Here is an 18,402-nt window from a genome sequence, read left to right as displayed (position 1 = left end):
CAAACTTTGCCATTTTTTCCCTCCTAAATAAATAGAGTTTAACTAATATACCACTTCAATGGTAAATTTTTCTTACCAAATTGAGTAAAGCTACAAAGCAAGTTTTTGCAATTAGCCATCCATATGGTATACAAATTTTATTTTATATTAGATATAATATAAAGATTACCTCTCGAAACTTTTAGAAAAGTTTATAAAGTATAATAAAACGAAAAAACATTAAGAAAAACAGTATCAAAAGTATTACTTTTTATTTTTCTTTAAAATTATTCTTTTTCAAAATAAATAAAATAAATTTTATTAAAACCATTTAAACTATTTTTAATCCATATTAATAATAAAATAAGAAAATTTAGAGTATTATTTTAAAAATAAGTAAAAATTAAAAATTATTACTTTTGAGTATCTGAGTAATAAATAATACTAAAAGTAATACAAAAACCAAATTGAAAAAACATGGCTCATTTATAAATAAAATGAAATAAAAAATAGTAATATTATGCAACTTGTAGCGGATGTTGGAGGAATACCTGGTAAAGATTGTAACGGTTTTTGCAAATACTGTTACTTCAGAAAGGTAAAGGAAATTAAGAGTTTTGGCTGTGCTCACTGTTTACCAAATAAGATAGGATGTGAAAGATGCAGCAAAGGTGTTGCAGATTCACAAAGTGCATTTAAAGCCCCCTATGAAGTCATGAACGAAGTTCACACCGCTTTGATGATGAACATGGGAAGAGGTGAAGCAAGCGCATACATCAGTGGCGGAGGAGATATAAGCTGTTATCCATATCTTGAAACCCTAACCGCCAATTTAAACCAATTTTCAATAGATTCAATACTCGGATACACATGTGGAAAAGGAATAACCGATTCACAAGTTGCTGAAAGATTGATCAACAATGGCGTTAAAGAAGTCTCATTTACTATTTTTTCATCCGACCCAAAACTCCGGAAGGATTGGGTTAAAGACCCGAATCCCCAGGCTGCACTTGATGCATGTAAAATATTTTGTGAAAACATAGATTTAACAGGAGCCGCAGTAATCATACCCGGAGTAAATGACGGAGATGTGTTAAGGCAAACCTGCAATTCCCTGGAAGAATGGGGAGCCAAAGGAATGCTTTTAATGAGATTTGCAAATACATTCAATGAAGGATTGATATTGGGCAATGAACCCATCATTAAGGGAATTGAATCCCAACCGGTCGAGGAGTTTGCAGATCTTGTAAAACAAATCAATTCAGAATATAAATTCAGGGTAAGCGGAACCCCCCTGTGTGATCCTGAAACCGGAGGGCCATTTGCAATAGCAAGTGATGAAAATGAAATATTTTTACAGTTCATAAAACCTATAACCGGTGAAGCGACACTCATCACATCCAAAATTGCAGAACCGTTTATTTCAAAAATATTTTCCAAACTGGAAACCGGCGACAATGTAAATGTCATAGCTGTTGAAAAAGAAATAGCCTGTCTGATTACTAAAGAAGACTTGGAAAAACTGGATTTGAGCGAAGTTAAGGATGCAGTAATCATACCAGGAAGGTCATTTGTCCATCAGTTGGATGCTGAGAGAATTTTAAGCGCAGACGGTGTTGAAAGACTGGTTGGCCGTGGACCTGATACATTATCCGTCGATGGTGAACTCAGTATTGACATGACCGATGAAAATGTTATAGAAAGAGAGCTGGAACAGTTCAATGATTTAGTTGATGCCATCAACTTCTTCGGAATGAGAGTCCGAAGATAAAAAAAGAAAATTAGTTTGAATCCTCAACAAGAGAACTCTCACTATTTATTTTTACTAAAATATAATCATACATAAATGATTTTTTAATTTCGGCAAGCTCAGATAACTTCTTACCGTCAATTACTACATTGGCAATGACATCAGCATATTGGTCATAGTTCAATTTTACACGAACACCATCCAATTGAGAGGTTACTGGTGCTGGAGAAATTACTTCCTTAATTTCTCTAACCTGATTTTCAATTGCATTTTTTACAACAATAGATGGTACCAACGGCGCATCAAGAGCCATTTCACGTTTTTTATCGTTCAAGATTTGTTCTACAGTTTCAACCAACTTATCCAAAGCCCTTATATCCGGACCTCTCCTAAGCCTTCTTGGAATTCTGCCCAAATCTCCAACATATGCATCTGCACCCGGAAGCTCTTCGATATCGATATCCGGCGCTCCGGTTACAATTACTGGAATATCAATGTTATCATATAAAAAAGCCTTTTCTTTAATGCAATTTTCAAAACTTCCTAAAGCAAAAATAGCCACATCATGCTCTTCAATTAAGCTTTTTTCCTCTTCAGTGATTCCGGAAGTGCCCTTACCATCACCACGGGCAAGCCCAATCATGTTATCCTTTGCTCCATACTCACGCAAATACTCTGAAATGTCACATGCAGCATGAGGCAAATGATGTCTTGCAAGGGTTGGTGAAACAATAGCTATTTCAGAACCTGCCATAGGAGCCACTGACAGTTTTGCCAATAGTTCTTTGGATTTTGCTTCAATCTTATCAACATCAGCCATAGGAACTGCCATATTCAATACCAATTCCATTTGTTGAATACTTTCCTGAAGAATAAACCCTCCTAAATCTTCAATCAGTTCTTTTATTTCTTCACTTTTGTGAACTCCACCATTAAATGTTAATGTTTCATACATATTAACAACTCTCAAAAAATGCAATTCTAATGATATAATATATTAATGGCATGTCTATATTAAACTTTCTAAAATGGCGTATCTAACTTCAATTCTCTCAAATGGATTTTTGGAAATATCGCCGTGTGATGGAATTTCAACCAGATTTACATCCTCTGTGACCCTGCTTTTAAGATAATCCGGATAAACCACATAATCAAAATCATTTTCAGATATTGCAAATCCCATATCCAAAACAATGTCTTTTAAAAACTCGGAATAAACCTTTACGTTAATGTTCCTTTCAAACTCACAATCCAAATACTTTCTTGACAGTTCATAATCCCTGAAAAATTCCAGAATATCCTCATCGGACAGTTCATTTTGAGTTAATTCAGAAACCTTTTTAATGCTTTCAAAAATCTGTGAAGGAGTATTCAGCTTTATGGGAAGAGAATCCATTTTCACTTTACTTTCAGACAATAAAATAGCCAAATCCCCATCTTTTTCATCGGGGTGTTTGTTTACAGCATAGTCTTTAATTCCGGCCAATTTTACAATTTCTTCACACATCGGTGTTGTGACAATTTTCATAATATATTATATATTAACATATACTATAAATTAGTTCATGAAAGTCACATTGAGTTTAGAATCTACAGTTAGTGAAGACATATCAATAATGGTCGATGCCCTGAGGGCAAGCACAACAATAACATTGGCTTTGAACAATTTTGAAAAAATAATTCCCTGCTTTAGCCCTGAAGAAGCCTTCAAATTAAAAGATGAAATTGGAGGAGTTCTTGCAGGAGAACGTGGAGGAGCAAAAATTGAAGGATTTGACATTGGAAATTCCCCAACAGCCATTGGAGCATATGAAAGTGATGATGAAACTTTGATATTGACAACAAGCAACGGAACAAGAATCCTTGAAAATATGGACTCAACAGTCCTTGTCGGATGTCTTGCGAATGCAAAGGCAGTCGGTGCGAAATCCGTCCTGATGGCAAAATCACATATAGACGTGGTAATGGCGGGAGTTAAAGGGGAATTTGCTCTTGAGGATTTTCTGGCCTCAGGAGAAATATTATACTGGATTTGTCAAAATTCAGAGAAATATGAACTGAATGATTTAGCAAAAGCTGCAATAATTGCCAGCAGAGACTACAATAAATTAAAAAGTGGATTTTATAATTCCGGATCTGCCAAAAGGCTTGCTGCACTAAACTACAAAAAAGACATTGATTTGTGCTGTAAAAAAAATATCACTGACAATGTGGCAATATATGAAAACAATGAGCTTAAACTGATTAAAGATTAAGTTTATATATTTATATTTCATAATAATATTAGGCAATATAATATAAAGAAGTGTTATTTTAATGAAAAGAGAATGTTTAACAATCATAGGTACTGCGCATGTATCTGCAGACAGTATTGATGAAGTAAAGGATGCAATATACGAACAACACCCTGAAGTAGTAGCTATCGAACTTGATAGAGGCAGATACATCAAATTAAAAAATCAAATGATGGGAATTGAAGAAGACGATACCATTTCCGTTACCCAAATCATTAAAGAAAACAAAGTAGGATTATTTTTTACAACAACACTTCTTGGATATTTCCAATCAAAAATCGGTGAGGATGTTGATGTAAAACCCGGTTCTGAAATGATTGGAGCCATTGAAGCTGCCGAAGATTTGCAGATTCCTATAGCGCTTATCGACAGAAACATCGGCACCACCCTTCAAAGGGCATTGAACAAAATGGGTTTTATCGAAAAGTTAAAGTTTTTGGTTGAATTGATTTTGGCTGTTTTGGGATATGGTGATGAAGAGGAAGTGGACATTGAAGAGCTGAAAAATCCGGATAATCTTGATGACCTGATGGAAATGTTTAAGGATGAAGCGCCAAGCGTCTATGAAGTTCTTGTCCATGAAAGGGATGCATACCTTGCAGGAAGAATTCTTCAAATTCCACAGGACCATGTGATTGCCGTTGTAGGTGCAGGACACAAACCGGGAATTGAAGGATATCTGGATAATCCCGAAACATTACCTCCATTGCACGAATTGGAAAAGATTGAAGATAAAAAAGGCATTCCATGGCTTAAAATATTTTTGGCATTAATTCCTATCTTATTTGTTGTGATATTTTTTCTGGCATATTTTAATGGGATAAACATAACCTGGAATATCTATGATTTTATTGTCATCAGTATGCTGATGGGTTTTATCGGATCCATTCTTTCAGGTTCAAAAATCCAGTCAGCAATTGTTGGCGGGCTTGTAGCGCCGCTTACTATTATCCACCCCTTACTTGCTGCAGGATGGTTTTCAGGATTAACCGAAGCCAAATTCAGAAAAGTAAGGCAAAGCGACATTAATAATTTGGCAAAAATTGAAAGCTTTAGGGATTTATGGGACAATAACATATTCAGGATACTGCTGGTGGTAATCGGCACAAATTTAGGAGTCACCCTAGCCACTCTGGTCATTTTACCATCCAAAGTTTTCATACCACTATTCATGAAAATCTTTGGAGGCTAGTGAAAATTTTATATATAGGGATGATATAATAATTACTATTAATTTTAAATGGATAAAAAATCATGTATCTTATATTTCGATGCGACTGCGGTCGTGTATTGTATGCAAAAAAAGGAGTAGCAACCCGCAAATGTGTTTGTGGAAAAACATTAAAGGTCAAATCAAGGAGAATCTTTAAAAAAGTTGCTACAAGAGAAGAAGCATCACTGGCAGTCCAACAAATGCAGGATGAGATATATGGAAACACTGACTTTCAAAGAGCCAGTGAACTATAAGTTTTAATGGTTTGTTAAAAATGATTGGGACGACACTTGAGATAATTATAATATTAATTTTAATCATACTTACAGGATACTTGTCAATGGCCGAATTGGCTGTCGTATCCATTAGAAAAGCAAAAATGCAAAAATACCTGGAAGATGGAAATAAAAACGCTCAAATTGTTTTTGATTTATTGGAAGACCCTAACGAATTTTTATCCACCGTTCAAATCGGAATTTCTTTAATTGGTGTTTTAACTGGGGCATTCGGTGGAGTAACATTAGCTGAACCACTTTCAAAATACATTTCATTCATTCCATACAGCGAACCTGTCAGTGTTGCAATCGTCGTTATCGTTACCACATACTTAACACTTGTTATTGGCGAGATTGTTCCAAAGGTCATTGCTTTAAATGATCCCGAAAGAGTTTCCCTAAAAGTTGCAAAAAGCATGGTAGTCCTTTCAAAGATTTCAAAACCTGTCAGTTTTATCCTTGCAAAATCAAGCAGTTTTCTTTTATGGTTAATGAGAATAGAAAACAGAAACGACGACATCGTTACTGAAGAGGAAATCGAACTGATGATTCAGGAAGGAAGGGAAGACGGAACCATTGAAAAAGAGGAAGAGGACATTATCAAAAGAGTTTTCAAACTTGATGACCAGAAAGTTGAAAGTATAATGACTCCAAGAAATGAGATTATTTGGATTGACCTTGAAGATGACAGGGAAGTCAACAAAGTTAAAATCATTGAAAGCCGAAGGTCCATTTTCCCAATCGCATCAGGAGAACTTGACGATTTCATAGGTGTTGTTCAGGCAAAGGACATCCTTGCGGTGATGTTCAGTAACGAGAAATTCGACGTTCACAAAATCGTTAAAGAACCGTTGGTTGTCTCAGAACACCTGGAAACATTGGAATTATTGAAGGAATTTAAAGAAAATCAGGAATATGTCCACATGTCATTGGTTGTGGACGAATTCGGAAGTGTTGAAGGACTGATTACATTAAACGACTTACTTGAAGGAATCGTAGGAGACATTCCAGGAATTGACGAAGAGGATGAACCTAAAGCCGTCAAAAGAGATGACGGAACATGGTTAATCGATGGAAGATATCCTATTGACAGATTTAAAGAATTATTTGAATTTAAAGATTCCCTTCCAGACGAGGAAGAAGACAATTACACTACATTGGCAGGATTTATTCTAAGCATAAGCGGAACAATTCCAAACGAAGAGGATAAGTTCGAATGTGGCAGATTCGTATTTGAAATCGTAGATATGGACGGACACCAAATAGATAAGGTCATCGTGACCGATTTGGGACCAGAAGAAACTGGTGAGGAAGAATAATGGACATGTTTATAATTTTAGAAGTAATTGGATTGATTTTAGGATTTGTATTCCTAATTAAAGGTTCAGACATTTTTGTTGATGGTGCCAGTAGCATTGCATTGCTTTTAAAAGTTCCAACAGTTATCGTCGGTTTGACCGTTGTAGCCTTTGGAACAAGTGCCCCTGAAGCAGCCGTTTCAATTACATCTTCAATAACTGGAAGCAACGCAATGGCTGTAAGTAACGTTATTGGAAGTAACATATTTAACTTACTGATGGTAGTGGGTATTGCAGCATTATTGAATGAATTGCTGATGGAGGAAGACGTTTTAAAAAGCGATTTGCCATTCTTAACAATAATGACCGGCGTGCTGGCATTGGTGATATTCTTCTTTTCCGGAATTCCATCCATCATAGGAATAGGTTTACTGATTGTACTGATAGCCTATATCTTCAAACTTATCAGAACTGCAGGAGAGTCCGGTTCCACACACGATGTTGAAAAACCAAAATATGACCTTAAATGGAGTATTGTTGCAGCAATTTGCGGTCTTGCAGCAATCGTAATCGGTGGAGAATTAGTAGTTTACTGTGCTTCAGATATAGCAATAGCACTTGGAATGAGTGAAACATTGGTTGGTTTAACAATTGTGGCTATAGGCACATCTTTACCAGAACTTGCAACATCACTTACCGCTTTAAATAAAGGTGAAACCGATTTGGTTATAGGAAATGTAATCGGGTCAAACATATTCAATATATTATTCGTATTGGGCGCAAGTAGCGCAATCAGTGCAATATCACTTGACTCAAGCATCCTTATTGATACATTTCTATTGTTACTATTTACAGTGATATTCTACATCTTCGGAAAATCAGATCAGAAATTCAGCAAAAGAGAAGGAGCATTTCTTGTCATATGTTTCATAGGTTATATGGCTTATGCAATCTCAATGAATTATCTCTTTTAGTTCACAGGCTTTACAGACATTGGAGGAAGTTGGCTCACCACAAACTTCACATTCGTTAAGGCTTGTTGGAATATCATTTTCAAAATTCAATATCTTCTTGAAAGATTCCATCACATTATTTTTTATTCCAGGATAATTGTCCTCACTGACATTTAAGAACTCCTTAATTTTAGCTCTAAGGGAGAGATGAGAATACGGACACTCATCAAGGTGGATGTCGATGTCATTCAATACCGCCCACATACCAACCTCTTTTTCAGGAGTGTTCCATAGCGGTTTAATCCTTGGAACCAATTTAGGATGAATAACATCAAGCTCAGGTCCGAATTTGGAAAACTTGATTGTATCACCTCTTGCAAAGCTCATTAAAAAGGATTGAATTTCATCATCCAAATTGTGACCTGTTGCTATTTTACAGGCTCCCAATTCATAAGCGGTTTTATTTAGGATGTTTCTTCTAAAAACACCACATGGAATGCAGGCACTTTTAAAATCATGATAGATATCATCCAGACAGAAACCTTCCTCATCCTTAAATGATTTTTGAACCAAATCTATGTCCAATTGTTCGGCATTACTGATTGCAGAATCGATTCCATGTTGTCTGTAACCTTCGATTCCTTCATCAACGCTTATTGCAACCAAATCAAAGTCTAAAAATTGTTGATAGTTTTTAAGGGCATGCAGAGTCAGTACACTGTCCTTTCCACCTGACAGTGCAACTGCAATCAACTCCCCTTCACGAATTAGCCCATAATCGGATATTAGATTATTGATTCTTGTAAAAATCTTATCATTGAATTCGTCTTTGTTTAATCTAGCCATTATACATTAATTTATACAATGACAAATAAATAATTTTACCAGGTGAGAAAATGATAACATGTGATTTTGCAATACTTCCTGTAGGAACCGAGACAACCGAATGTAAGGATTATGTGACCGCAGCAGTTCAGTCCATTAAGGATTCCGGACTTAACTATCAGCTGACCGGAATGGGAACTCAAATCGAAGCGGAAAATTTAGAAGAACTTTACTCCGCAATAGCTGCCGCCCAGGAAGCTATTTTCGAGTTGGGAATAGGTAGAGTATACACCGTGATAAAAATAGACGACAGAAGAGATCTGGAAAATAGAACTTTGGATGTGAAAGTGAAAACAGTTGATGAAATGTTAAAATAAGAAAAGAAAGTTAGAATTTAATCTAACTCATTTGAAGCCTTTTTGACAGCTTCAATTACTAAATCCAAATCTTCCTTAGTTAATGAAGGATGTACAGGTAATGAAATTACATTATCTGCTGCAAGTTCCGCATTAGGACAATTTCCTTCAACACCTAATTTTTTATAAATTGGCTGATTGTACAATGGAATCGGATAATGAATACCTGTTCCTACACCGCAATCATTAATGATGTCAACCCAATCATCCCTATCGCCTTTTTCCACTCTGATTGTATATTGGTGATATACATGTTTTGAGTCATAAGCACAGTAAGGAGTAATTACTCCATCAACATCCTTTAAACCTTCATTCAGGTATGCGGCATTTGCGATTCTCTTATCATTGAAACCGTCAATTTTATCCAATTGTGCAAGACCTATTGCTGCAGAAATGTCAGTCATTCTAAAGTTATATCCTATTTCATCATGGTGATATCTTACACTTGCCCCATGTGCCCTGAATATTTTAGCGTTTTCAGCCAGTTCCTCATCGTTGGTTGTGATGATTCCGCCTTCAGAAGTGGTCATGTTTTTGGTAGGGTAAAAACTGAAACATGCCATGTCCCCCATACTTCCAACCTTTTTACCATTGCAGGTTGCTCCATGAGCCTGAGCGGCATCTTCAATAACTGACAATCCATATTTTTCAGCAACATCATTAATTTTATCCATATCTGCTGATTGACCATATAACTGAACAGGCAAAATAGCCTTGGTATTTTCAGTGATTAAATCTTCAATGGAATCCGGATTGATAGTGTAAGTTTTTAAATCTATGTCTGCAAACACCGGTTTGGCTCCAGTGTATAAAATGGAGTTTCCACTTGCAATAAAAGTAAATGGAGTTGTAATCACTTCATCACCCTCGCCAACACCGCAGGAGAGTAATGCAACATGCAATGCAGCAGTTCCGGAGTTAACGGCAATACCGTAATCCGCTCCGACCCATTCAGCATACCTTTCTTCAAATTCTTCCACTTTAGGGCCTTGAGCAATCATGCCTGATTTTAGAACTTCAACCACATTTTCAATTTCTTCTTCTCCAATTATCGGTTTTGCAATAGGAACTTTAATATTTGACACAGTTATCACCAATTAGATTTAAATTTACTATACTAATATTTAAATCTAATAATATTTAAAACATTACATAATTAATTAAAACAATTAAGAGTGAAACAAATGGATGAATATAAAATCAAAACAATTGAAGAGGGATTAACAAAAATTGAATTTCCGGAATTTGATAAAATTTCTTCCGATGCCCCCGTATTTTACAACCCCCATATGGAACTGAACAGAGACCTGTCAATACTTGCAATCCAGGTTTTTCAAAAACAGGAGCAAAGGGAAATAAACATCTGCGATCTGTTTGGAGGAAGCGGAATAAGGGGAATTCGTTATAAAAATGAAATTGACGGCATTGGAACCGTTTCAATAAATGACATCAGCGAAGTTGCAAATTATTATGAACAGCACAACATTGAATTGAACAATTTAGAAGAAGTGGAAGTGTTTCAGCATGACGCAAGTATGTTTTTAAGGATGAAAAGAGGAGAATTTGATGTAATAGATATTGATCCATTTGGAACTCCCTCCCCATTTCTGGATTCTGCAGGATATTGTGCTCGTAGAAACTCCCTTTTGTGTGTAACTGCCACAGACACATCAGCACTATGCGGAACATACAAGGAACCGTGCATTCGAAAATATAATGCAAAACCATATAAAAGCGAGTATTGTCATGAAACAGGAATAAGAATTCTGGCAGGATTTGTTGCACTCACATTGTCAAAATATGCAAAATGCATTGAAGTAAAAATGTCCCACAGTACCGAACATTACATGAGATTATACATATATGTTAAAAAAGGTTCAAAAAGAACCGATGAAACCTTAAAAAATATAGGATATGTCAGCCATTGCAAAAATTGTCTTCACAGACAGACAAGCAAAGGCCTGGCAAGCTCTGTTGATGATGTATGTCCTGTCTGCGGTGAAAAATTAATTCATGCAGGCCCATTATGGTTGGGAGAGATTCAGGACAGCGAATTCATTCAAAAAATGATTGAAGAAACAGAATATAAAAAAATCAACACCGAAAAAGAAGCATTGAAACTTCTAAACAGTTGCCTTATCGAATCTGATGCACCTGCAACATTTTATGATGTTCATAAGATATGCAAATCCCTCAAGGCCAGCGCTCCGAAATTAGATTTGATTTTTGATGAAATAAAAAAGGAAGGCTTTGTTGCAGTTAAAACCCATTATAATCCTCTTGGAATAAAAACAGATGCTAATGTTGAAGACATTAAACGAATTATTTTGAAGTTGTGCGATGAGTCCTGAAAACTTCTTGTTCAATGAAATAATACAAAATTATTGAAAGTAAACTGAATGGAACACAATTTTAGCATTTGAAAAATATGATATTAAAAAATAAAATAACATTTAATTGCAAATAGCAATAGAAACTTTACAATCGTATGGGATTAATAAAAAAATTAAATAAAATTTAAAAAAACTATAAATAGTTTTAAATATTATAAAAAATACATTAACTTTTATAAAATATTTTATAAAATTAATTTAGAATGTAACAATAAATATATGGGAGATATTATAATGGTAAAAACTAAAGACAATGTAATAAAACTTGACGATACAGACATCAACATTCTTAAAATTATTAATGAAGATGTAAGAACCTCCTATAGGCAAATATCTCGCAGTTTAGATGTATCTGTCGGAACAGTACACAACCGTATTGATAAAATGGTCAAATCCGGAGTAATTAAAAAATTCTCACCTGTTATTGACCATGAAAAGCTCGGATTTGTATTGACCACCATCATCGGTGTTAGAGTAAAAGGAGGAAAACTCAAAAATTGGGAAGAAAAAACTTTCTTCAATAAAAATGTTGTCGGAATCTACGATGTAACCGGAGAATACGATGCATTTTTAATTGCTAAATTCAGAAATACAAATGAATTGAATTCATTTATTAAAGAATTATTGAAAGATCCGATTATAGAAAGAACCTATACTCAAACCGTATTGGACGTTATTAAAGAAGATATGGGATCTTCAAACATTTTATAAATCGAAAGCAGTTGAAATACTGCTTTTAAACTCTTTTTTTAGAAAAATTACATTAATACACTATTTTTTAAAAATCAATACCCCAAATAAATTTCATAAGAATCTAAAATTTACATTTTTCAGAAATTATATAAATATATAAATAAAAAGACTGAACAAATATACTAATGTTCAAATAAAAATTTCGAGGTAATTAAATTGGCAATATGCTTACCCGACACACAAGACGATGCTCCGAGTATACCTATTAAGTTAACAAGAGTAGGTGTGACCGGAGTTAAGAAACTATTACAATTAGAAAGACAAAATAAAAGACCTATAATTTTATTACCTACCTTTGATGCATTTGTAGACTTACCAAATGATCAAAAAGGTGTACACATGTCCAGAAATCCTGAAGCTATCAGTGAAGTTTTAGAAACTGTAGCTGAAGATTCAAGTGTTGATGTGGAATCATTATGTGCAAAAATTGTAGACAAAATGATGACCAAACATGAATATGCAAAACGTGTTGAAATATCAATGACTACTGACTTTATGTTTATGAGAGAGTCTCCAGTGACTAAAAAGAAAAGTCAGGAAATGGCAAAGCTAAAAGCAAAAGCTGTTGGCCTAAGAGATGAAAAAGGCAAAGTTACAATCAGAAAAAGTATCGGTGCCGAAGTCATTGGAATGACTGTTTGTCCTTGCGCACAAGAATCCGTGCGTGAATCAGATAAAAATAAATTATTGGAATTTTTGGATGAAGAAACTACACAAAAAGTGTTAGATACCGTTACTTTTGCTTCACATAACCAAAGGGGAGTTGGAACATTATTAATGGAAGTTCCAGAAGACAGGTATGTTAAAGCAGAAGACCTTATCGACATCATTGAAACATCAATGAGTTCACCAGTATGTGAATTGCTGAAAAGACCTGATGAAAATGCAACTGTCATGAATGCGCACAGAAAACCTGTATTTGTTGAAGACTGTGTTAGAAACATGATGGAAATGATTGCAAAGAAATATTCAGATTTCCCTGACGATACATTAATCACTTCCCGTCAGGAAAACCAGGAAAGTATTCACAGGCACAATGCATATGCGGAAAAGGTAACCACAATGGGTGAACTTAAAGAAGAGTTAAATATTGAATAGGATCTGATTTAATGAAAAAAACTTATGAAATTGCAGGACAGGTTATGGGATTTTTTGATGCGTTCAAAGGATCAAGACCTGCAATAGACAATGATAAAATTTTAATTGTTAGAGGAAGGTCCAGAAAAGCAATACCTCTTGCCGATTTTGATGCCAAACTCACTGAAATTGGTGAAATTCTGGGCGGAACAGAATTGGAATCAAATTCAGATAAGTTAGAGGACATCCTAAAAGCTGGAGATAAAAACATCCAAGAAAGCAACATAACCACAAATGCTGTGGACTCCCAAGGATTCCTTAGAGTTCAGGAAGACCTTGAATCCATGGGGCTTGTAGTTGAATATAAAATCTTCAAACTTCCTAGCTTTGATGTTATTATAGCTATCTGGGAAGATAAAAATGAAATTCCTCCACTTTATGTAGAAGTAACCGTATCAGAACATAAAGGATGAACATGACTAAAATAACCAAAGAAGATATTCTCCAAATACTGACTGCAACTGACAGCGAAATAATTAATTTCATGGCAGAAACAGCTAAATATAGGGAGAATAATCTCATTACTTTTTCTAAAAACATTTTTATACCATTGACTGAAATCTGCAGAAATGACTGCGGATACTGTAACTTTAAAAAAGACCCTAGTGACCCCCATGCAATAATTCTTAAAACAAAAGAGGAAATTTTAGCTGATTTGAAGGAAGCTGAAAAATATGGCTGTACAGAAGCGTTGTTTGCATTTGGGGAAGATGCCGATGAAGAGCAGATTGTTCAGATTAAACTTAAGGAATATGGCTACGACAAGATAATCGACTATATTGTCGACGTTTGTCAAATGACCCTTGATGAAACCAGCCTTCTGCCGCACACCAATGGAGGGAATTTCAGCTTTGATGATTTGAAAAGATTAAAGAAAGTCAACGCATCAATGGGTTTGATGCTTGAAAATTCTTCAAAAAGACTGATGGAATTGCCTGCTCACAATAAAAGTCCCGGAAAAGACCCGGAACTAAGAATTGAAACCATTGAAAATGCCGGAAAACTCAAAATTCCATATACCACAGGAATACTTATAGGAATTGGAGAAACAAAAGAAGAAATTGCTGATTCTTTATTAACAATACTGGATATCTATGAAAAATACGGACATATTCAAGAGGTAATCATCCAAAATTTCACACCGATTCCTGGAATTGAAATGGAAAATTGGGCAGAACCTAGCTTTTTGGACATGATACGTACAGTCATTGCAGGAACTTTAACATTTAAAGATACAGACATCAGCATTCAAGTTCCACCGAACCTGAACAACGATACCGCTCAGATATTTTTATTGTGCGGTGCCGATGACTGGGGCGGAGTTTCACCTGTCAGTCCGGATTATGTGAATATCACATCCCCATGGCCCGGAATCGATGAACTTGAAAAACTGACTGAAGATGCTGGATTTGAATTGACTGAAAGGTTATGCATTTATGAGAAATACATCAACGAAGAATGGTTAGGCAAATCCCTTTTGGACAAAATCTCTACTCTATGCGAGCATCAATAACAACATGTTCCACACCCGGAGCATATTTTTTTACTTTAACTATTTTTAACAATTCGACATCGCGATTGCCTGCCTGTGCAACGATTCTTTCAATCGGTCTTGTCTCCATAAGCTTTTCAGGGACTGTTTCATGATAATGAAGAACACCACCTTTATTTAAGCTGTCAATTGCTGCCTTGAGATAGTGATGAGTAGTCTTTACATAGCCCATGACAATACGGTCTGCTTTATATTTGGGGGTTTCCACTTTGCAATCTCCCAAAATAGGAACAATATTGTTCAATTTGTTTAGCTTGATATTCTCACATAAAAAATAATATGAATTCGGATTGATTTCGATGGAATAAACCTTTTTTGCATTTGAATGAACACCTATCGGAATTGAAAAATAGCCTATTCCGGCAAACATGTCAATGACAGTTTCCCCCTCCCCAACAAGTTTGGCGATTCTCAGCCTTTCGTTGTTGTTGCCCTTTGACCACATTACCTTTGACAAATCCAACTTGAACAGGCATCCGTTTTCCTTATTTACGGTTTGGGTTTCACTACCAAAAAGAACATTATAAACAGGCTCCCTTTTGGTGCCCTGAATATGGTCTACCTTCATGATTGTTTTAACGTTATGCTTTTCAGCCAACTTTTCAAAATCCTCATCCGGATATTTATTATCCAAAATCAGGATATCCCCAATTTTTTTATATTTCATTTATTCACCTTTAGAAAGAAAAGTTTATATATGCAAATGGATAATATTAATATTGTTAGTTTATACTAATAATTGATTCTGATTTTAAATAAAATTAATAGGAGACTATTAGTTAGATTTTAATATATTACCTATGAAGTAGTTGAAATTAGATATTTTAAATGCTTATAGAGGTGAGTTTAATGGATGACAAGATATTAGAAGGTACAACAACCGTCGGAATTACATGCAAAGATGGAGTTGTATTTGCAAGCGAAAGAAGAGCTAGTATGGGTAACCTTGTAGCTCACAAAGTCGCAGAAAAAATATTTAAAATTGACGATCATATTGTAACAACCATAGCTGGTTCTGTTGGAGATGCACAGAGTTTAATGAAAGTTATTGAAGCTGAAGTATCATTATATCAAATGAGAAACAATGATTCCATCAGCGTCAAAGCGGCTGCATCCTTAACAGCAAACATATTACGTTCCGGACCAATGTATGTTCAAACATTACTTGGTGGAATGGATGGAGACAAACCATCTCTTTACTCTTTAGACCCTGCAGGTGGTATGATTGAAGATACCTACATATCTACCGGATCAGGTTCCATTGTTGCATATGGAGTTCTTGAAGATAGATTTAGAGATGACTTGACAACTGACGAAGGACTTGAAATAGCTATAAGGGCTATTAGAGCTGCTGCTGAACGTGACACATACTCCGGTAACGGATATTTAGTTGCTAAAGTAGATAAAAACGGCTTTGAAATGTTAGATAATGAAAAAATTAATGAAATTTTGGATAAGATATAAAAGCAAAAAGACTAATTTTTCATAACTAACTATTTTTTAATATAAATTGTGTAGATAGTTTATGAAATTCAACTGATTATAGCTAAATGCTTTTCATAAACTATAATTAATACACATAACTTTTTTTGAAGGGATTATATGACTTCAGATATTTTAGAAGAAATTAAAAAAGAAATTTTGCAAAAGCTACCTAATGAAATTCAGGTTTCAAAAGTAGAATTTGAAGGTCCTGAAGTGGTAGTTTATACCAAAAATCCAGAAATTATAACAGAAAACGGTGATTTAATAAGATCACTTGCAAAAGAACTGAGAAAAAGGATTATTATCAGGTCAGACAAAAGTGCTTTGCTTGAACCTGAACCTACCATTAACAAAATTCATGAAATAGTTCCTGATGGTGCTGAAATTACCGACATCTATTTTGATACAGTTACCGGTGAAGTGGTGATTACCGCTAAAAAACCTGGTCTTGTTATCGGAAAGTATGGTGTGACTTCAAGAAATATCGTGAAAAATACCGGATGGGCACCTAAAATATTAAGAACCCCTCCAATCAGTTCAGACATCATTGGAAAAATCAGAACTATTCAGAAAAACAACAGTAAAGACAGAAAAAAAATGTTACAACGTCTTGGACGTCAAATTCACCAGGGAAGTAAATACCCTAATGACTGGGCAAGAGTTACTTCAATGGGAGGATTCAAAGAGGTTGGACGTTCATCAATGCTTTTACAAACACCAAATAGTCGTGTTTTGTTAGATTGCGGTGTTAATGTTGCAGCATCCGACAACAAAAATGCATTCCCTTACTTGAATGCGCCTGAATTTTCAATTGAAGAATTGGATGCAGTCATTATTTCACACGCTCACTTGGATCACTGCGGATTTGTACCATACCTTTACCATTATGGATATGAAGGACCTGTTTACTGTACAACCCCAACAAGAGATCTGACTACACTTTTACAATTCGATCATTTGGATATAGCCCACAGGGAAGGAAATCCCCTACCATTTACATCAAAACATGTAAAACAGGCTATTAAAAATACAATTACACTAGACTATGGGGAAGTGACCGACATTTCTCCAGACATCAGACTGACATTACATAATGCAGGACACATTCTTGGTTCAGCAATATCCCATATGCACATTGGGGACGGAGCCCATAACCTTGTTTATACAGGGGATTTCAAATATGAACCATCTAGATTGCTTGAGCCTGCAACAATCAGATTCCCTCGTGCTGAAACCGTAATCATGGAAAGTACATACGGTGGAAGAGAAGACATACAGCCTTCCAGAAACAATGCTGAAAAAGAAATGATGAAAACCATCTACAAAACCCTCAAAAGAGGAGGAAAAGTATTGGTTCCAGTATTTGCAGTTGGAAGGGCTCAGGAACTTATGGTCGTGCTTGAGGAGTACATGAGACATGGCCTTATCGAGGAAGTTCCAATCTATATCGATGGAATGATTTGGGAGGCAACAGCGATACATACCGCAAGGCCAGAATACTTAAGCAAAGACTTAAGAGACCAAATTTTCCATATGGGAAGAAATCCGTTCGTTTCAGAAATGTTTGAAAAAGTTCAAAATTATGAACAAAGAAAAGAGATTGTTGAAAGCAGAGACCCTGCAATTATCCTGTCAACTTCAGGTATGCTGACTGGAGGAAACTCTGTAGAATACTTCAAATGGTTATGTGAAGATGAAAGAAACACATTAATCTTTGTAGGATACCAATCTGAAGGTTCAATGGGAAGAAGAGTCCAAAAAGGTTGGAAGGAAATCCCGCTTGAAGATGATGACGGCAGAACCAGACAATTCTGTGTAAGAATGGAAGTTAAAACCATCAACGGATTCAGTGGACACTCCAACAGAAGACAATTAATGGAATACGTCAAAAGACTTAATCCAAGACCTGAAAAGGTCATTACCTGTCACGGAGACCCTTATAAGACTGTTGACTTGGCTTCTTCAATCCACAGAAGCTATAAAATAGAAACTAAAACCCCAATTAATTTAGATTGTGTTAGAATACATTAATAATAATTATATAGTAAATTAAATATAATTAATAATGTGAAATGTTGC

At 35.3% G+C, this 18,402-nt stretch carries 19 protein-coding genes; 14 read left to right on the top strand and 5 right to left on the bottom strand.

The features are described from left to right. Window positions 1–499 precede the first annotated feature (499 nt). The gene (gene mmp10 / locus Q0W04_RS06895; protein WP_298501398.1) at window positions 500–1,750 is read left to right on the top strand and encodes a methyl coenzyme M reductase-arginine methyltransferase Mmp10; all 1,251 of its coding nucleotides are present in this window, start codon (window positions 500–502) and stop codon (window positions 1,748–1,750) included. Window positions 1,751–1,760: 10 nt separating this feature from the next. On the opposite strand, the gene Q0W04_RS06890 is transcribed toward mmp10, so the two are convergent. Both Q0W04_RS06890 and Q0W04_RS06885 read right to left on the bottom strand, forming a co-directional pair. Then, entirely contained in the window at window positions 1,761–2,684 is a 924-nt protein-coding gene (locus Q0W04_RS06890; RefSeq protein ID WP_298501397.1) for a methanogenesis marker 7 protein, read from the bottom strand. Window positions 2,685–2,738: 54 nt separating this feature from the next. Beyond that, complete coding sequence (locus Q0W04_RS06885; protein ID WP_298501396.1) at window positions 2,739–3,257, bottom strand: hypothetical protein; 519 nt, start codon at window positions 3,255–3,257, stop codon at window positions 2,739–2,741. 37 nt (window positions 3,258–3,294) lie between these two features. On the opposite strand from Q0W04_RS06885, the gene comB reads away from it, so the two are divergent. The 5 genes from comB (at window position 3,295) to Q0W04_RS06860 (ending at window position 7,783) form a co-directional block, all read left to right on the top strand. Then, the gene (gene comB, locus Q0W04_RS06880; RefSeq protein WP_298501395.1) at window positions 3,295–3,984 is read left to right on the top strand and encodes a 2-phosphosulfolactate phosphatase; all 690 of its coding nucleotides are present in this window, start codon (window positions 3,295–3,297) and stop codon (window positions 3,982–3,984) included. A 61-nt stretch (window positions 3,985–4,045) separates the two neighbouring features. Then, window positions 4,046–5,215 carry a TraB/GumN family protein gene (locus tag Q0W04_RS06875; protein WP_298501394.1) on the top strand — a complete coding sequence of 390 codons (1,170 nt, stop codon included), beginning with the start codon at window positions 4,046–4,048 and terminating at the stop codon, window positions 5,213–5,215. 62 nt (window positions 5,216–5,277) lie between these two features. Continuing rightward, complete coding sequence (locus tag Q0W04_RS06870) at window positions 5,278–5,490, top strand: DUF1922 domain-containing protein (RefSeq protein ID WP_298501393.1); 213 nt, start codon at window positions 5,278–5,280, stop codon at window positions 5,488–5,490. A 20-nt stretch (window positions 5,491–5,510) separates the two neighbouring features. Further along, window positions 5,511–6,830 carry a hemolysin family protein gene (locus tag Q0W04_RS06865; protein WP_298501392.1) on the top strand — a complete coding sequence of 440 codons (1,320 nt, stop codon included), beginning with the start codon at window positions 5,511–5,513 and terminating at the stop codon, window positions 6,828–6,830. Next, the gene (locus Q0W04_RS06860; RefSeq protein WP_298501391.1) at window positions 6,830–7,783 is read left to right on the top strand and encodes a calcium/sodium antiporter; all 954 of its coding nucleotides are present in this window, start codon (window positions 6,830–6,832) and stop codon (window positions 7,781–7,783) included. The genes Q0W04_RS06865 and Q0W04_RS06860 overlap by 1 nt, the downstream gene beginning before the upstream one ends. Here Q0W04_RS06860 and Q0W04_RS06855 read toward each other — a convergent pair. Beyond that, a complete protein-coding gene (locus tag Q0W04_RS06855) occupies window positions 7,763–8,608 on the bottom strand; it encodes a TIGR00269 family protein (RefSeq protein WP_298501390.1) in 846 nt (281 codons plus the stop codon). The two genes, Q0W04_RS06860 and Q0W04_RS06855, sit on opposite strands and share 21 nt — an antisense overlap. Window positions 8,609–8,658: 50 nt before the next feature. Between Q0W04_RS06855 and Q0W04_RS06850 the strand changes: the two genes are divergently transcribed. Further along, window positions 8,659–8,964, top strand: coding sequence for an MTH1187 family thiamine-binding protein (locus Q0W04_RS06850; RefSeq protein ID WP_298501389.1), 306 nt, complete (start codon window positions 8,659–8,661; stop codon window positions 8,962–8,964). A 17-nt stretch (window positions 8,965–8,981) separates the two neighbouring features. Here Q0W04_RS06850 and Q0W04_RS06845 read toward each other — a convergent pair whose 3' ends face one another. Then, complete coding sequence (locus Q0W04_RS06845) at window positions 8,982–10,088, bottom strand: DegT/DnrJ/EryC1/StrS aminotransferase family protein (RefSeq protein WP_298501388.1); 1,107 nt, start codon at window positions 10,086–10,088, stop codon at window positions 8,982–8,984. Between the two features lie 99 nt (window positions 10,089–10,187). On the opposite strand from Q0W04_RS06845, the gene Q0W04_RS06840 reads away from it, so the two are divergent. The 5 genes from Q0W04_RS06840 to cofG all read left to right on the top strand — a co-directional run bounded on the left by Q0W04_RS06840 (window position 10,188) and on the right by cofG (window position 14,799). Further along, the gene (locus tag Q0W04_RS06840) at window positions 10,188–11,354 is read left to right on the top strand and encodes a tRNA (guanine(10)-N(2))-dimethyltransferase (protein WP_298501387.1); all 1,167 of its coding nucleotides are present in this window, start codon (window positions 10,188–10,190) and stop codon (window positions 11,352–11,354) included. 276 nt (window positions 11,355–11,630) lie between these two features. After that, on the top strand, window positions 11,631–12,107 hold the full coding sequence (locus Q0W04_RS06835; RefSeq protein WP_292742920.1) for an Lrp/AsnC family transcriptional regulator: 477 nt from the start codon (window positions 11,631–11,633) through the stop codon (window positions 12,105–12,107). Between the two features lie 198 nt (window positions 12,108–12,305). Beyond that, window positions 12,306–13,247: a GTP cyclohydrolase MptA gene (mptA, locus tag Q0W04_RS06830; RefSeq protein ID WP_298501386.1), complete on the top strand. Its 942-nt coding sequence runs from the start codon at window positions 12,306–12,308 to the stop codon at window positions 13,245–13,247. An 11-nt stretch (window positions 13,248–13,258) separates the two neighbouring features. Continuing rightward, on the top strand, window positions 13,259–13,699 hold the full coding sequence (locus Q0W04_RS06825) for a DUF2120 family protein (RefSeq protein WP_298501385.1): 441 nt from the start codon (window positions 13,259–13,261) through the stop codon (window positions 13,697–13,699). A 2-nt stretch (window positions 13,700–13,701) separates the two neighbouring features. Beyond that, on the top strand, window positions 13,702–14,799 hold the full coding sequence (gene cofG, locus Q0W04_RS06820) for a 7,8-didemethyl-8-hydroxy-5-deazariboflavin synthase subunit CofG (protein WP_298501384.1): 1,098 nt from the start codon (window positions 13,702–13,704) through the stop codon (window positions 14,797–14,799). On the opposite strand, the gene Q0W04_RS06815 is transcribed toward cofG, so the two are convergent. Continuing rightward, window positions 14,777–15,505 carry a class I SAM-dependent methyltransferase family protein gene (locus Q0W04_RS06815; RefSeq protein WP_298501383.1) on the bottom strand — a complete coding sequence of 243 codons (729 nt, stop codon included), beginning with the start codon at window positions 15,503–15,505 and terminating at the stop codon, window positions 14,777–14,779. The genes cofG and Q0W04_RS06815 overlap by 23 nt on opposite strands. Before the next feature lie 182 nt (window positions 15,506–15,687). Between Q0W04_RS06815 and psmB the strand changes: the two genes are divergently transcribed. Beyond that, the gene (gene psmB / locus Q0W04_RS06810; protein ID WP_298501382.1) at window positions 15,688–16,302 is read left to right on the top strand and encodes an archaeal proteasome endopeptidase complex subunit beta; all 615 of its coding nucleotides are present in this window, start codon (window positions 15,688–15,690) and stop codon (window positions 16,300–16,302) included. Between the two features lie 138 nt (window positions 16,303–16,440). Then, window positions 16,441–18,354: a beta-CASP ribonuclease aCPSF1 gene (locus Q0W04_RS06805; RefSeq protein WP_298501381.1), complete on the top strand. Its 1,914-nt coding sequence runs from the start codon at window positions 16,441–16,443 to the stop codon at window positions 18,352–18,354. Window positions 18,355–18,402 lie beyond the last annotated feature (48 nt).

Origin of the sequence: uncultured Methanobrevibacter sp., assembly GCF_947170395.1 — an archaeon.
Classification (GTDB): Archaea; Methanobacteriota; Methanobacteria; order Methanobacteriales; family Methanobacteriaceae; genus Methanocatella.
Note: the sequence above shows the minus strand (reverse complement) of the source record. Positions and strands in the feature narration are given on the sequence as shown.